The following is a 15,190-nucleotide window of genomic DNA, read 5'->3' on the forward strand; positions in this document are numbered from 1 at the left end:
GCCGCCCGCCCTGTCAGGCCGCCTTCTTCTCGATCAGTCGCACGAGCTGCGTCATGATGACGGCAGCACCGGCAAGCCGCTTCTCGGGCGTTGGCCAGTCACGGATAAAGACGATGCTCTGGTCGGGCCGGATTTTGGCGAGCGATCCCTGCTCGCCGATGAAGCGAACGAGCCCCACCGGTTCGGGGAACTCCTGATTTCGGAAATGCACCACGGTCCCCTTGGGGCCGGCATCGAGCTTTTCGACATTGGCCCTGCGGCACAGAGCCTTGATGAAGACGATCTTGAGCAGATGCTCCACTTCCTGCGGAAGCGGGCCGAAACGGTCGATGAGTTCGGCGCCGAAAGCATCGATCTCTTCAGGCGTTTCGAGCTCTGCAATGCGGCGGTATAGCCCCAGACGCAACTGCAGATCCGAAACATAGGCTTCGGGAATCATCACCGCCGTGCCGACCGTGATCTGCGGCGACCAGCCAGTGTCTACGGCCTCTTCCGTGCCCTTCAGCTCGGCAACGGCTTCTTCCAGCATCTGCTGGTAGAGTTCATAGCCAACTTCCTTAACGTGACCGGACTGCTCCTCGCCCAGTATGTTGCCGGCACCGCGAATGTCGAGATCGTGGCTTGCAAGCTGGAACCCTGCGCCGAGCGTGTCGAGCGACTGGAGCACTTTGAGACGCCGTTCGGCCGTGGCGGTCAATGTCCGGTTTGGCGGCAGGGTGAAGAGCGCATAGGCGCGTACCTTCGAGCGGCCCACGCGCCCGCGCAGCTGATAGAGTTGCGCCAGGCCAAACATGTCCGCCCGGTGCACGATCAGCGTGTTGGCTGTCGGGATGTCGAGACCGGACTCGACGATGGTGGTGGACAGAAGCACGTCATACTGACCGTCATAGAAGGCGTTCATGATGTCGTCGAGTTCGCCCGGCGCCAATTGCCCGTGCGCTGTCGCAACTTTCAGTTCCGGCACGTGTTCGCTGAGGAATTCCCGGACTTCCGCCAGATCGGAGACCCGCGGGACGACATAAAAGCTCTGCCCACCGCGATAGCGCTCGCGCAGAAGCGTCTCGCGGATGACGAGTGGATCGACCGGCGAGATGAAGCTTCGCACGGCCATGCGGTCCACCGGTGCCGTGGTGATGAGCGACAGCTCGCGCACGCCGGTCAGCGCCAGCTGGAGGGTGCGCGGGATCGGCGTGGCCGACAGTGTCAGCACATGGATATCCGACTTGAGGTCCTTCAGCCGCTCCTTGTGCCTGACGCCGAAATGCTGCTCTTCATCGATGATCAGAAGGCCGAGATTCTTGAAGGTGACGGAGCTTCCCAGAAGCGCATGGGTGCCAACCACGATGTCGATCGTGCCATCGGCGATGCCTTTCTTGGTTTCGGCGAGCTCTTTCGAACCGACCAGGCGCGAGGCCTGCCGCACGCGCAGGGGCAGACCGGCGAACCGGTCGCGGAAGGTCTTGAAGTGCTGGCGGGCAAGCAGCGTCGTGGGCACGACCACGGCCACCTGCAGCCCCTCCATGGCGGCCACGAATGCCGCACGCAACGCCACCTCCGTCTTGCCGAACCCCACATCGCCGCAGATCAGGCGATCCATGGGCCGGCCAGAGCCCAGATCGTCGATCACCGCATCAATGGCCGTCTGCTGGTCTTCGGTTTCCTCATAGGGAAAGCGTGCGGCAAATTCGCCATAAAGCCCCTCGGGCGGTGCAAGCTTGACGCCGGGCCGCATCTCGCGTTCGGCGGCAATGCGGATCAGATGGCCCGCCATCTCCAGAAGCTTCTTTTTCAGCTTCGCCTTGCGCGACTGCCAGGCCACACCGCCCAGCTTGTCGAGCATGGTGTCCGGCCCATCCGACCCGTAGCGCGACAGAAGCTCGATGTTTTCGACCGGCAGGAACAGCCGGTCATCGCCGGCATAGCGCAGCTCAAGGCAGTCATGAGGCGCACCCATGGCCTCGATGGTTTTGAGCCCAATGAACCGGCCGATGCCGTGATCGGCGTGAACAACGATGTCTCCGGCTGAAAGGGCTGCCACTTCGGAGATAAAGTCGGACGCTTTTTTGCGCTTCCTGGCGCGGCGCACCAGACGGTCGCCCAGAATGTCCTGTTCGCCGATGACGGCCAGCCTGGCCGTTTCAAACCCGGTTTCCAGCGGCAGAACGCCGATGCCTGCCTGCTGTTCCGGAAGCTTTTCCAGCTCTGCCAGCGTTTCGATACGCGCGACGTTGCCAAGATTGTGCTCGGCCAGGATCTGCGAAAGCCGCTCGGCGGAACCTTCACTCCAGCCCGCGATCAGAACGCGCTTGCCGCTGGCGCGCAGCGCTCCGATATGCCTGACCGCATGATCGAACACATTGGCATTGGGATCGGCCCGCTCCTCGGCAAAATTGCGCCCAGCCTCCGCGCCCGCGTGGTGGATACGTGCCTTGCTCGTCTCCGGCGTTGCAAAGGGGGTGAAATGAATCACACGCCTGTCGCGTGATGCAGCACTCACCTCTTCACGATCGAGATAAAGCGTTTCCGGCGCGACCGGCTTGTAGGGCACCGCTCCGCCAAGCTCGCTACCTTCCATCTGTGCGCGGCGTGCCTCGTAGTGATCGACGATGAGCGCATGACGCTCACCCAGCGCCTCTTCCGCCAGATGATCGAACACGACCGGAGCCTCGGGAAGATAATCGAGGACGCTGTCGAGCCGCTCATGGAAGAGTGGCAGCCAGTGTTCCATGCCCGCAAAACGCCTGCCTTCGCTCACCGCCGCATAGAGCGCATCGTCGCGTGAAGGTGCGCCGAAAGTCTCGATATAGTTGCGGCGAAACCGGCTGATGACCTCGGGGCTGAGCGTGATCTCGCTCATGGCCTGAAGCGCAATCTCCTTGCGCTGCCCCGTCGTCCTCTGGGTGGCAACGTCGAAGGCCCGGATCGATTCGAGCGTGTCGCCGAAGAAATCAAGCCGTAGCGCCTCATCCCAGCCGGGAGCGAAGAGGTCCAGAATGCCGCCGCGCACAGCATATTCGCCCACGTCGCGCACTGTCGAAACACGTTCGAACCCGCTCGTTTCAAGACGGGCCGTGAGGGCGGTCATGTCGACCTGATTGCCCGGACGCGCGAAAAAGCCCTGGGCTCCGATCTGGTCTGCGGGCGGCATGCGCTGCAAGAGCGCATTGGCGCTCACGATCACCAAAGAACGGTGCGGCTTCCTGCGCAGCTCCGCCATCGCGCCCATTGCGGCAAGCCGCCGCGCGGCCGCATCGCCACCCGGTGACACACGATCATAGGGCAGACAGTCCCAGGCCGGCAGGTCGAGCACCGGCAATCCCGGGTCGACGAAGCGCAGCGTATCGACCAGCGCAGGCAGACGCTGCCCGTCGCGCAGGATGAAAATCGTCGGGCCATCGGGCGCCACTTCGCGGGCAACAGCTGCCAGTGCAAAGGCCTCAAACCCGTCGGCCACACCATCAACTGTCAGCGCACCGACGCCCTGACGCGGCAGTTTTGGCGAATCCATCAAGCTCATCAGCGTTGAACCTCAGCGCCCGCGCGACGCGGTTATGCGCGCCCAGAGAGGCGTGTCGTATTCCGGCGGCACCGCCACCTCGCCCGTCACCCATTTGAAGAGATTCGTGTCCGGAACATCGAGAATGGCCTCGAGCTCGGTCATTTCTTCGTCGCTCAGACGGTCGATCTCGGCATCCGCAAATCCGCCGAGCACCAGATCCATCTCGCGCATGCCGCGCCGCCAGGAACGCACAAGCGCGCGGCGTCGGCGCGGGTCGAGATCGTGGCTGGAACGGGTTGTGCCTGTCATGGGTTTCGCCTTCATGGTCTGCGGCGGTCGGTCGCCCGGGCGGATATAGCGTGTGCATGAGCGTCTGTCAGCCTTGCGTCGCCGAATTTGGGCCTTAATCATGACAGGATGCGCCCTTCCGTTCTCGACCCTCTCTTCGCTCCTGTCACGACGCTCGACGGCGTCGGCGCGAAACTGGCCGACCTCATGGCAAACATCGTTCCCGGCGATGTCGCGGGGCGGGAACTTCGTGTCGGCGATCTTCTCTTCGTGCTTCCGCATTCGCTGATTGACCGGCGAAACCGACCCGGCATTGCCAACGCTGCAGAGGGAACAATCGTTACGCTCGACCTGACGGTCGGACGTCACCACCCTTCTCCGCCCGGCCGCAGGAACGTGCCCTACCGTGTCTTCGCCTTCGACGAAACTGGCGAGATCGCCCTCACCTTCTTTCACGCCCGCGCGCCGTGGATCGAAAAAATCCTTCCGGAAGGCGAGCAGGTTCTGGTGAGCGGACGGATGGAATGGTTCAACGGACGCGCCTCCATGGTGCATCCCGATTTCGTCGTTCCGGCGGCAGAGGCGCACACACTGCCGACGCTCGAGCCGGTTTACCCACTGACGGCCGGTCTCTCGGCAAAAGTCCTGCGCCGGGCAATTGCACAATCGCTGGAGCGCCTCCCCGACCTGCCGGAATGGCAAGACGAGAGCTTTCTCTCCCGCAACCGGATGCCAGCTTTCGGCGAAGCCCTGAACAGGCTGCATGATCCGGACGCACCGGAGGACGTCCAGCCTGAAAGTCCCTACTGGCGGCGCATCGCCTATGACGAATTCCTTGCCGGACAGCTTTCGCTGGCACTGGTGCGCGCGAAGGTCAAGCGCCTCTCAGGTCGTGCGCTAGCGGGTGATGGGCGTTTCGAAGCGAAAATCCGGGCTGCCCTTCCCTATCAACTGACGCGATCACAGGAAGAGGCCGTGCAGGACATCCACGCGGATCTGGCGAGCCCGGAGCGAATGGTTCGCCTGCTTCAGGGCGATGTGGGCGCGGGCAAGACAGTGGTAGCACTTCTTGCCATGGCACGCGCGGCGGAAGCGGGCGGCCAATCGGCTCTCATGGCGCCGACGGAAATCCTCGCCCGACAGCACGCGGCAACAATCGCACCGCTGGCCGAATCTGCCGGGCTACGGATCGCGGTTCTGACCGGCCGTGAGAAAGGCAGGGAGCGCCAGCGCATTCTCGATGAAATCGCGTCGGGCACGGTCGATTTCGTGATCGGGACCCACGCACTTTTCCAGGAAACGGTCCAGTTCCGCGATCTCGCTTTTGCGGTCGTGGACGAGCAGCATCGTTTCGGCGTGCATCAGCGGCTGGCCATGACCGCAAAGGGCAATGCGCCGGACATGCTCGTCATGACGGCGACCCCGATCCCGCGCACGCTCGTGCTCTCGGCGTTTGGCGACATGGATGTCTCGCGCCTGACTGAAAAGCCCGCGGGGCGACAGCCAATCCGCACCGTGACACTGCCGGTGGAGCGTCTCCCGCAACTGGTCGACCGGCTCAGGAAAGCGCTTTCAGAGGACCAGAAGGTTTACTGGATCTGCCCGCTCGTCGAGGAATCGGAAGAACTTGAGCTGATGTCGGCCGAAGACCGCCACGCTGCGCTGCAGAAAGTCTTCGGGAACGCCGTCGGGCTCATTCACGGACGCATGAAAGCCGCCGACAAGGACGAGGCGATGCGCGCCTTCAAGACCGGCGAAACACGCATTCTGGTCGGCACGACGGTGGTCGAGGTGGGCGTCGATGTGCCGGACGCGACGATCATTGTCATAGAACATGCCGAGCGCTTCGGCCTCGCCCAGCTTCACCAGCTGCGCGGGCGTGTGGGCCGTGGCGCCCTCGCCTCTTCCTGCGTGCTTGTCTACAAGGGGCCGCTCGGGGAAACGGCCACGCGGCGGCTGGAGGTGATGCGCGATACAGAGGACGGGTTCGTGATCGCGGAGGAAGACCTGAAACTGCGCGGTGAAGGCGATCTTCTGGGCACCAAGCAGTCCGGAACGCCCGGGTTCCGCGTCGCACGGATCGAGGCCCATGTGGACCTGCTGCAGGCCGCCCGTGACGATGCACGGCTTGTCCTGTCACGCGATCCCGAACTCCAGTCCCCGCGCGGCGAGGCACTGCGGTTGCTGCTCTATTTGTTCGGACGCGACGAGGCCATCCGCTTGCTACGTGCCGGCTGAGTACCGGTTTCCTTTGCTTCCTCGGCGAGAGCAGCGGTCCTGGCGTGATACTCCGGGGCGACAAGACCCGCCGATATGACGAGTTTTGCACCCTCCTCAACGGTCATCTTGAGCTCGATCACATCCTTCTTGGGAACGAAGAGCAGATAACCGGAGGTCGGGTTCGGCGTGGTCGGCAGAAACACGGCGATGGTCTGCCCTGCATCGTCGTCGATCTTCGCCTGAACCTCCCCACGCGTTTCCGTGGCGATGAACACCAGCGCCCACAATCCCTTGCGCGGATACTCCACGAGGCCGACCTTCTTGAAGGTGTCGGACCGTTCCGAAAGCACGGTCTCAAGAATCTGCTTCAAGCCACGGTAGACACTGCGTACGAGCGGCATGCGCCCGAGAACGTTTTCGCCTGTGGCAAGAATGGTGCGCCCGATGAAGTTGGCGGTCAGAAACCCGATCAGCGTGATCATGATCAGCGCGACGATCAAGCCGAACCCGGGAACCGCGAACGGCAGGTAATTGTCCGGATTGTAGCGGAACGGGATGTAGGGTTTGACCCAGGAATCGACCCAGCCGATCATCGACCAGGCGAGATAGGCCGTGATCGCCAGCGGCGCGGTGACAATGAAGCCCGTAAGGAAGTAGTTGCGCAGGCGAGTCATCATGATGTGGAAACGGGCCTCGAATATGATGGATTAACGAAAAACAGCCCGGTGGACACTACGCCACCAGGCTGAACAATAGAATAGGAATTCGGGCCGCTATATGACAGCCCCTCTTTCGCTATTCGACCGTAACCGATTTCGCCAGATTGCGCGGCTGATCAACATCCGTGCCCATGATGACCGCCGTATGATAGGCCAGCATCTGGACTGGCAGCGCGTAGATGATCGGCGCAACGAACTCGGGAACGTCCGGCAGGACCACCGTCTCCAGCGTGTCGAGCGTTGCGTTTTTCGCGCCCTTCTCGTCCGTGATCAGAATGATCCGCCCGCCACGGGCGGCGACTTCCTGCATATTCGAGACGGTTTTCTCAAAAATGCGGTCATGCGGGGCGATCACGATCACCGGCATCTGCTCATCGATGAGCGCGATGGGGCCGTGCTTCAGTTCGCCGGCCGCGTAGCCTTCGGCATGAATGTAGGAAATTTCCTTGAGCTTCAGCGCGCCTTCCAGTGCCAGCGGATAGTTCGTATCCCGCCCAAGATAGAGGACGTGCCGCACATGGGAGAGTTCGCGGGCGACCTTCTCGATGCCCGAACTCAGCTTGAGCGCCTGCGAAGCAAAACGCGGGGCTTCCGACAGCTGACGCACAAGCGACTGCTCTTCCTCCGCGGAAATCGTGCCGCGCGCCTTTGCCGCCCTGAGCGCCAGTGCAGCGAGAACGCTCAGCTGGCAGGTGAACGCCTTTGTGGAGGCAACGCCGATTTCAGGGCCGGCCAGTGTGGGGAAGATACCGTCGCTCTCGCGGGCAATGGTCGATTCGCGCACATTGACGATGGCGGAGATCGGAACGCCTTCGCCACGACAATAGCGCAGCGAGGCGAGCGTATCGGCGGTTTCGCCGGACTGCGATATGAACAGTGCGGCACTGTTCTTCGGCAGCGGCATCTCACGGTACCGGAACTCGGAAGCGATATCGATATCCACTGGCAGACGTGCATAGCGCTCAAGCCAGTATTTTCCGATCAGCCCCGCAAGGTAGGCCGTGCCACAGGCCGAAATCGCCAGACGCTCGATCTTTCCAAAGTCGAACGGCAGATCGAAGTCTGCCACCGCCCCTTCGGCAAAGTTCAGATAGTGGGCGAGTGTATGGGAAATGACCTCCGGCTGTTCATGGATTTCCTTTTCCATAAAGTGCCGGTGATTGCCCTTGTCGACGAGAAGGCTGGTGCCGACCGACTGCTGACGCGCCCGTTCGACGGGTTGGCCGTCCATGCCGAAAATCTCCACGCCGCCACGGCGCACCACCACCCAGTCGCCATCCTCCAGATAGGTGATGGCGTTGGTGAAAGGCGCCAGTGCAATGGCGTCGGAGCCGAGATACATCTCGCCCTCGCCATGACCGACAGCGAGCGGCGGGCCGTTTCGGGCACCGATGATCATGTCTTCGTCGCCCCGGAACATGATTGCCAGGGCGAATGCACCGCGCAGACGCTTCAGCGCCGCAAATGCCGCAGCCTGCGGCGCAGCCCCGTTCTTCAGCCCGCTCGCAACCAGATGTGCGATCACTTCCGTGTCGGTCTGGGACGAGAACGCAACACCGTCCGCTTTCAGTTCGTCACGAAGCTCTGCAAAGTTCTCGATGATACCGTTATGAACGACGGCAACATCCTGGGCGAAATGGGGGTGCGCATTGGTCTCGTTGGGAACACCGTGCGTCGCCCAGCGTGTGTGACCGATGCCGATCATCCCGCCAAGCGGCTCCTCGCCAAGCCTCTTCTCGAGATTGACGAGTTTGCCCTCCGCGCGACGACGGTCGAGCTTGCCCAGATCCAGTGTGGCAACACCGGCGGAATCGTATCCGCGATACTCCAGCCGCTTCAGTGCATCGACGATAAGCGGTGCCACCGGCGTCTGTCCGACAATGCCTACGATTCCACACATATGGCTGTCTCAGCCTCCCACCAAATGATCAAACCCCGATTCACGCGATTGTTCTAGAGCGCGCAGGAAGGGGATGAAAATCAACAAGTCTTTCAGTTCGTATCAGGCCTGATCAGATGCCTATATTGCCTGGATATCAAGTTTTTGAGCGTTTTGCCTTGAGCGCCGCCAGCCGATCGCGCAGACGTTTGCCAAGACCCTCACGATTGGATTGACGCGCGCGGCCGAAAGCGAGTGCGTCGCTGGTACGGACTCCGTGATCACGCTGCCCGACGCCACATAGGCACCCGCGCCGATGGTCACCGGGGCAACCAGTGAAGAATTGGTGCCGACAAAGGCGCCCGGCTCAATATCGGTGAAATGCTTCGAAAAGCCGTCATAGTTGCAGGTGATGGTACCGGCTCCAAGATTGGCCTTCGCACCAACCCGGGCGTCGCCCACATAGGACAGGTGCGGAATCTTGGCGCCGGGTTCGACACGCGTCTTCTTGATCTCAACGAAATTGCCAACCTTCGCGCCATCCATGATTTCGGCGCCCGGACGCAGCCGCGCGAACGGTCCGACTGAGGCTCCCGCGTCGACACGCGCTTCCTCGAGATGGGAATTGGCTTTCAGCGTCACGTTTTCGCCTATCGTCACGCCGGGTCCGAAGAAGACGTTCGGTTCGATGACCGTGTCGCGGCCGACAACGGTGTCATGTGCGAAATAAACGGTTTCGGGAGCGATCAGCGTTACGCCATCCAGCATCATGGCTTCGCGCCGGCGCTGTTGCCAGATCGCTTCCGCAGCGGCAAGTTCCGCCCGATTGTTGATGCCGAGCGCGCTTTCGTAATCGGCTTCGATTGCCCGAACCGTCAACCCGCGACCGGTCGCGATCTCGACAATATCGGTGAGGTAATATTCGCCCTTGGCGTTGTCGTTGCCGATGGCCTCAAGGAGCTCCAGCGCGCGATTGCCGGCAATGCCCATGGCACCGCCGTTGCAAAACGTTATCCGGCGCTCTTCATCGGAGCAGTCCTTCTCCTCGCGGATCGCAATCAGCGCGTCGCCATTCTCGATCAGCCGGCCATAGCCGGTCGGGCGATCCGTGCGAAACCCCATGACCACGATGTCGGCTCCCCTGGCCAGCCCTGCGCGCAGTGTCTGAAGCGCTTCCAGCGAAATGAGCGGTGTGTCGCCAAAGGTCACGAGAACATCGTCATACCCGCGTGCAATCGCCGCGCGGGCTGCGAGCACTGCGTGGCCCGTGCCGAGCCGCTCCGACTGAATGAATGTCTCGGCCCCTGGCGCAAACCCCTCCGCCGCTTTCGACACGGCTTCGGCACCGTGCCCCACGACCAGCGCCTTGTTGCCAGCTCCGGCACCGTCAAGCGCGCGTGTCACGTGACCGAGCATTTCCAGCCCGGCGATCCTGTGCAGAACCTTGGGCGTGGCGCTTTTCATCCGCGTCCCCTCGCCTGCTGCGAGAATGACGGAAAGGCAGGTGCGTTCGCTCATGGAAGGAAATCCGTTGTGCTTCTGACGAGTCGCCTTTTCTTAGAGCATCGGACCGAAAAGTGGAATCCGGTTTTCGGATTATTCCGATGCTCCATCAATCGTTTAGATCGTCCTTTGTGCGTCCGGATGGACGCACGGCGATCCAGCATTCTGCCCTTGCGGCACCAGTCCGCTCTCAGCCGAGTTTGCCAAGGGCCGGAAAGGTTTCAAGAAGCCAGAAAGCCATGGATTGCATGCCGCCGGTTAAGAAAAGGACACCGGCAAGGACCAGCAGTCCGCCCATTATTTTTTCAATTCGCCCGAGCTGCATGCGGAACCGGGCGAGGAAGCGCATGAAACTGCCCGAAAACAGTGCCGCCAGAAGAAACGGCACCCCAAGCCCCAGAGAATAAACGGCGAGCAGCAGCGCGCCATCGCCAACGGTCTCGCGCCCGCCAGCCAGCGTCAGGATCGGTCCCAGAACGGGCCCGATGCACGGTGTCCAGCCGAACGCGAACGCCAGCCCCATGACATAGGCTCCGAGCCTGGTGGCCGGTTCCCCCCCCGCCTGAAAGCGTGCTTCGCGCGACAGAAAAGGAATCCGCACCACGCCCAGGAAGTTCAGTCCCATGATGATGATGACGATGCCGGCAAGAATGGCGAGTTCCTGCTGCCACGCGCGCAGCACGGCGCCGATCGTGGACGCTCCAGCCCCCAGAAGCACGAAGACCGTGGTAAAGCCGAGCACGAAGGAGACGGACGCCGCAAAGAGCGCAAACCGCGTTGCGCCGCCGGACGAAGCGCCGGTTCCATCTGCGCCTTCGCCCTGGAACTGCTCCACCGAGACACCGGCCATGTAGCACAGATAGGGAGGAACGAGCGGCAGGACACACGGGGACAGGAACGACAGCGCACCCGCACCTGCGGCACTCAAATATCCAACATCAATCGCCATGCTTCATCTCAAAACCAAATCCGCGCAATGCGCGCTGCAGAAAGAACACACCCGTATAAGCAGAGGTTCCGCACACGCCAATCACCTTTGCGTGGCATACCGTCGCTACGGATGAGCACCCGCGCAGCCAGCCTGTGCGGGAGAATGACGTTCAACGGCGGTCTGACGGAGATGGTGGTGAGCGCGCAGGGGCTCGAACCCTGGACCTACTGATTAAAAGTCAGTTGCTCTACCAACTGAGCTACGCGCTCCCGGCGGGTTCTTCCGAACCCCGGAAATTGCGGCGGAACATAGAGAGGCGCTTATCAGCGGTCAACCGGAAAAAAGTGTCTTTCTCCCGACTTTTTTCCGCTCCTCCCGACCAGCACCATTCGGGGCGACTTCACGTGGTGCTGAGCGTGCGGCGCACCGCATCGTGCCAGCCCTTTAGCCTGGCCTCACGCTCGGCTTCGCCCATCTTTGGCCGAAACTGCCGATCAAGCTCCCAGCTCCGCGCAAAATCACCGGCTGCCGGCCATACGCCCGCCCGCGCGCCCGCGAGCCAGGCAGCTCCCAGCGCCGTCGTCTCAAGCTGAGTCGGTCGGTCCACCGGCGCGTCGAGCATGTCGGCAACGCACTGCAGCATCCAGTCGCTGGCAACCATGCCGCCATCGACGCGCAAAACCGTGTCGTTCGCCCCGTCCTGCCAGTCCTTGCGCATGGCATCGAGCAGGTCGCGCGTCTGGTAGGCGACCGATTCGAGCGTCGCCCGCGCAAACTCCGCCGGGCCTGAATTGCGCGTGAGGCCATAGATTGCGCCGCGGGCTTCCGCGTCCCAGTATGGCGCGCCGAGCCCCACGAAGGCGGGAACGAGATAAAGGTGCTGTGTGGGGTCGGCTTTCGCGGCAAGCGCCCCGGAATCGGCGGCTTTGCCGATGACCTTCAGGCCGTCGCGCAACCATTGCACCGCAGCACCCGCAACGAAAATGGACTTCGAGCGCGTAGGTCGTCACGCCGTTCAGCCGATAGGCAATGGTGGTGAGCAGGCGGTTCTTCGAGGCGACCATGGTTTCGCCGGTGTTGAGGACCGCAAAGCAACCCGTTCCATAGGTTGCCTTGAGCATGCCCGGCTCGAAACAGGCCTGGCCAATGACGGCTGCCTGCTGGTCTCCGGCAACGCGAGGATCGGGATGGCCGCGCCGAAAAGTGCCTTCTCCGTCACGCCGAAATCATCCGCACTGTCCTTCACCTCCGGCAACAGGGCCTTCGGCACGCGAAGGATTTTCAGAAGTTCGTCATCCCACGTATTTGTCCCGATATTGAAAAGCAGCGTGCGCGATGCGTTTGTCGCGTCGGTCACATGCGCCCTGCCGCCGGTGAGCCGCCAGATCAGGAATGTGTCGATGGTCCCTGCAAGAAGCTCTCCCTTTTCGGCCCGTTCGCGCGCGCCTTCGACCTCATCGAGGATCCAGGCAAGTTTGGTTCCGGAAAAATAAGGATCAAGAAGCAGGCCGGTCTTTGCCGTAAAAGTTTCTTCCAGCCCCTCGGCCTTCAGCTTTTCACACATGGGCGCAGTGCGGCGGTCCTGCCAGACAATGGCATTGTGGATCGGCTTGCCCGTATCGCGCTCCCATACGACGACCGTTTCGCGCTGATTGGTGATACCGATGGCGGCAACATCTCCGGCGGAGAGCTTCGCCTTGCGCAAAGCGCTGCGCACGGTGGAGACCACGCCCTTCCAGATGTCTTCGGGATCGTGCTCGACCCAGCCCGAATCCGGGTAGTGTTGCGGAAACTCCTTCTGGCCCGTCGCCAGCGGCTTCATGGCCGCGTCAAACACGATGGACCTGCTCGACGTGGTGCCCTGGTCTATCGCCAATACATAGCCGCTCATGAGTCCTCCGGATCGGTCTGCAAAACTGTCGAAAACGGGGAGCCGGACTGACCGCCTCCCCGTGCAATTGTCATGTCAATCAAGCCGACTGCAACCGGCCTTACTGCCAGCGCTTGACGATTTCCTCATAGACGATGGTTTCGCCCTGGGGTTTTTCGTTTTCAAGCTTGGCCTTGGCGCCACCCTTGCCGATCCACTCGGACGGGTCCTTCTCCTCGTTCAGACGCGGCCCGCAGCCACCATAGACATTGGCGCTTTCGTCCGCTGCCTGCATGCGGGCCATGGTCAGGTCCATCTCGCCGGCCAGACGGTCCATTGCTTCCTGCGGCGTGAAGGCGCCGGAGTTCACATCGCCGATCTGCTGCCACCAGATCTGGGCGAGCTTCGGGTAGTCCGGCACATTGACGCCGGTGTCCGTCCACAGGACCCGATCCGGTGAGCGGTAGAACTCAACGAGCCCGCCGAGCTTCGGCGACCGCTCGGTGAAGGATTCGTGGTTCACCGTGGAATCGCGGATGATCGTGAGACCCACATGGCTCTTCTTCACATCAACCGTCTTCGACGTGACGAACTGGGCATAGAGCCACGCCGCCTTGCGCCGGTCCACGGGCGTGGACTGGAACAGGGTCCAGGAGCCGACATCCTGATAGCCGAGCTTCATACCCTCTTCCCAATAGCCCATGCGGCGAAGGCGCCATCTTCCAAAGCAGATTGCCCTCGTCATCGACGGTGTTGTTGCCCTCGCTCTTCGCCTTCACCATGTCGGCGGTGAAGGCCGTGTACCAGAATATCTGCTGGGCGACATTGCCTTGGCTCAATGCCGGCAGCGACTGGTAGAAGTCGAGGTCGGCGGCACCAGGCGGTGCATACTGACGCAGCCACTCATCCCATTTGCGGATGGCGTAGACGGCGGCCGGTCCATTGGCAGCACCGCCGCGGCTGACGGATGCACCGGATGGGTTGCAGGACCCCTCCTCCATGCGGATGCCCCATTCATCGATCGGCCGGCCATTGGGCAGACCCTTGGAGCCCGCACCGGCCATGGAAAGCCAGGCGTCCGTCATGCGCCAGCCGAGATCCGGTGCGCGCTTGCCGTAGTCCATATGGCCGTACACGCGAACGCCGTCGATCTCCTTCACGTCGTTGGTGAAGAAATCGGCGATGTCCTCATAGGCAGACCAGTTGACGGGGACGCCCAGTTCATACCCGTATTTCTCTTTAAATTTCTCTTTGATTTCAGGGCGATCAAACCAGTCTTTACGGAACCAGTACAGGTTTGCGAACTGCTGGTCGGGCAGTTGCCAGAGCTTGCCGTCGGGACCCGTGGCCGACGCCACACCGATAAAATCTTCCAGGTCGAGCGTCGGCGATGTGACGTCCGCACCCTCGCCGCCCATCCAGTCGGTGAGGTTGACGGCGCTCTGCAGGCGGGAATGCGTGCCCACCAGATCGGCGTCGTTGACATAGGCATCGTAGAGGTTGCGGTTGGTCTGCATCTGCGTCTGCACGGCCTGAACCACCTCACCTTCGCCCAGAAGCTGGTGGTTCACCTTGATGCCCGTAATCTCCTCGAACGCCTTGGTCAGCGTTTCGGATTCATAGGTGTGGGTCGGGATGGTTTCGGAGAGGACGTTGATCTCCATTCCCTGAAACGGTTCTGCAGCCTTGATGAACCATTCCATTTCTGCGAGCTGCTCCTCACGGCTGAGTGAAGAGGGCTGGAACTCGTCATCAATCCACTTTTCGGCTGCCGCCATGTCCGCCATGGCCTGGCCGGGCAGCCAGAGCAGAGCGAGCGCAGCGACTGAAGCTTTCAAATGCGCTTTCATTTCAAACTCCTCCTCCTGTTTCCACATTCATTTTCTGAACATGGTTGGCGGTTCGGGTGGGTTTGTTCCGGTCCCGTTGCGCCGGTTTGCGGAGCGGCCTGCCGTTCCGCTTTGCTTTGCCGATGGACCTACACCCAGCGAAACACCGCGTAGGCGTAGATCAGCGACAAAATCGTACCGCCCCAAAGCGGCATATCCGTCAGCCCTAGCCATCCAAGATGGATGAAGCGCTGCCAAGCAGAGAGATGAACAGACGGTCGCCGCGTGTCGTGTCCAGACCGAGAATCCCGTGCCGCGGCCCTCCACCGGGGCTCGCCCATTCCCAGACGGTCATGGCGCATAGAAGCGCGAAGATGACGAGGAAGAACGTGGCGGTCTGCCAGGTCCAGGCCATCCATGTGAGATCGAGCCAATGGGGCATGATTTCCTCC

At 61.8% G+C, this 15,190-nt stretch carries 6 protein-coding genes, 1 tRNA gene and 4 pseudogenes; 1 reads left to right on the plus strand and 10 read right to left on the minus strand.

The window, feature by feature from the left end:
- Window positions 1–13: 13 nt before the first annotated feature.
- Complete coding sequence (gene mfd, locus JCM21793_RS03190) at window positions 14–3,517, minus strand: transcription-repair coupling factor (protein ID WP_025029435.1); 3,504 nt, start codon at window positions 3,515–3,517, stop codon at window positions 14–16.
- A gap of 12 nt (window positions 3,518–3,529) precedes the next feature.
- On the minus strand, window positions 3,530–3,808 hold the full coding sequence (locus tag JCM21793_RS03195; RefSeq protein WP_025029436.1) for a succinate dehydrogenase assembly factor 2: 279 nt from the start codon (window positions 3,806–3,808) through the stop codon (window positions 3,530–3,532).
- Between the two features lie 108 nt (window positions 3,809–3,916).
- On the opposite strand from JCM21793_RS03195, the gene recG reads away from it, so the two are divergent.
- Window positions 3,917–6,025: an ATP-dependent DNA helicase RecG gene (recG, locus tag JCM21793_RS03200; protein ID WP_025029437.1), complete on the plus strand. Its 2,109-nt coding sequence runs from the start codon at window positions 3,917–3,919 to the stop codon at window positions 6,023–6,025.
- Here recG and JCM21793_RS03205 read toward each other — a convergent pair.
- The 8 genes and pseudogenes from JCM21793_RS03205 to JCM21793_RS23890 form a co-directional block, all read right to left on the minus strand.
- Window positions 5,977–6,681: a DUF502 domain-containing protein gene (locus JCM21793_RS03205; protein WP_036539486.1), complete on the minus strand. Its 705-nt coding sequence runs from the start codon at window positions 6,679–6,681 to the stop codon at window positions 5,977–5,979. The two genes, recG and JCM21793_RS03205, sit on opposite strands and share 49 nt — an antisense overlap.
- Window positions 6,682–6,802: 121 nt before the next feature.
- Window positions 6,803–8,626 (minus strand): glutamine--fructose-6-phosphate transaminase (isomerizing), encoded by a 1,824-nt coding sequence (gene glmS, locus JCM21793_RS03210; RefSeq protein ID WP_025029438.1) that lies wholly within the window; start codon window positions 8,624–8,626, stop codon window positions 6,803–6,805.
- Between the two features lie 136 nt (window positions 8,627–8,762).
- A pseudogene (gene glmU / locus JCM21793_RS23875) lies at window positions 8,763–10,123 on the minus strand (bifunctional UDP-N-acetylglucosamine diphosphorylase/glucosamine-1-phosphate N-acetyltransferase GlmU).
- A gap of 175 nt (window positions 10,124–10,298) precedes the next feature.
- On the minus strand, window positions 10,299–11,057 hold the full coding sequence (locus JCM21793_RS03220; RefSeq protein WP_025029439.1) for a cytochrome c biogenesis CcdA family protein: 759 nt from the start codon (window positions 11,055–11,057) through the stop codon (window positions 10,299–10,301).
- 175 nt (window positions 11,058–11,232) lie between these two features.
- Window positions 11,233–11,308: transfer RNA gene (locus JCM21793_RS03225), tRNA-Lys, on the minus strand.
- A 131-nt stretch (window positions 11,309–11,439) separates the two neighbouring features.
- Window positions 11,440–12,930: pseudogene (gene glpK / locus JCM21793_RS23880) on the minus strand (glycerol kinase GlpK).
- A gap of 100 nt (window positions 12,931–13,030) precedes the next feature.
- A pseudogene (locus tag JCM21793_RS23885) lies at window positions 13,031–14,759 on the minus strand (ABC transporter substrate-binding protein).
- Window positions 14,760–14,887: 128 nt separating this feature from the next.
- Window positions 14,888–15,180 (minus strand): annotated as a pseudogene (locus JCM21793_RS23890) (DUF2160 domain-containing protein).
- Window positions 15,181–15,190: the final 10 nt, after the last annotated feature.

The sequence above is a fragment of the Nitratireductor aquibiodomus NL21 = JCM 21793 genome (assembly GCF_000615975.1).
Classification (GTDB): Bacteria; Pseudomonadota; Alphaproteobacteria; order Rhizobiales; family Rhizobiaceae; genus Nitratireductor; species Nitratireductor aquibiodomus.